A 1,145-nucleotide genomic window follows, 5' to 3' on the forward strand; every position below is an offset into this window, starting at 1 on the left:
AGAAAAAGGAGCTAATGTAAATCTACAGGATAGAAATGGTGTTAGTCCTCTACAATACGCTGTTATCGCTGGTCGCTTAGATATTATTGAATACCTTTTAGAGCAAGGGGCTACTATGAATCTAGAATACAAAGATCGATCCTGTTTATAGCCATCCTTGTCGGGTGCTTTGGTAATTTTATTTTCATTAATAAAATAAACAAACAAAGACGGAAGTTACATTTAGGAAGAAGTTAAAAGTCCAATATTTATAATCACAATATAACATGTTGAGTCAATAAATATTTTTTATCCCGCCCGAGCCGGTTTTCTATTAGGACAATACAAAATTGTTATACAAAAAGAAAATTGTGTTACAAAAATATTTTTTTTTACAATGACGGATCATGACGTCAATAAGTGATAATTCTCCTGTTATTTTTTTAATTTAAGTAACAAGTACCTACAAAATTATTGTAATAATTCGGTTCAGTTCGGTTCAGAAAAAATTAAATTACTTTATTCAATGTATCCTACATTTTTATAATAATCTAATTTTATTTTGCAGCGGACCCACTCCCAAACCCAGGCTTCGTGGACCGCGACGTGTTCTACAATGTAGACGCAGGGTCCCGTATCGTCGGCGGAAAACCAGCAGATGTGGGCGGTGTACCCTACATGGTGGCTATCACCCAGGGCTCGTTCATCAAAAACTTTTTGTGCGGTGCCTCACTTCTGTCACAGAGAAGTATCTTAACTGCTGCTCATTGCATCGACGCTGTCTACAGTTGGGGATCACTGTTAAGGTAAGATTGTAAACGGTGTACGCTTATAAATTGAAATGCTTTATTCATAGTATTATCACTTACCCTACTGACGTCATGATCGTCATTATAAAAATAAGGAATTTGTATCACACAATTTTATTTTTTTATAAAAAAAAATTATATCCTTATAGAAAACCAGCTCGGGTGGGATAGAAAAATATAAATAAAGGCACTTCATCGGGGCTGGCCAGGTTAATTACACGGCATGTAACTTTACGCCACCACCAACTGAAAACGATATTTGTTTCAAATTGAAGTAAAGATTTTCAAAAATTTACATGCGTATAATTACGCAGAACAGGAAAAACCCCAAAAAATACCTGCCCAGACATATAATAC

General features: G+C 35.1%; 2 protein-coding genes. Both read left to right on the forward strand.

Going from position 1 to position 1,145, the window contains the following annotated elements; translation table 11 throughout:
- A partial coding sequence (locus ACJ5GX_RS00795) for an ankyrin repeat domain-containing protein (RefSeq protein ID WP_495292588.1) occupies positions 1-151 on the forward strand: 151 nt, incomplete at its 5' end.
- Positions 152-585: 434 nt separating this feature from the next.
- Entirely contained in the window at positions 586-789 is a 204-nt protein-coding gene (locus ACJ5GX_RS00800; protein ID WP_495292587.1) for a trypsin-like serine protease, read from the forward strand.
- Positions 790-1,145: the final 356 nt, after the last annotated feature.

The organism is Wolbachia endosymbiont of Tuta absoluta, from assembly GCF_059414725.1.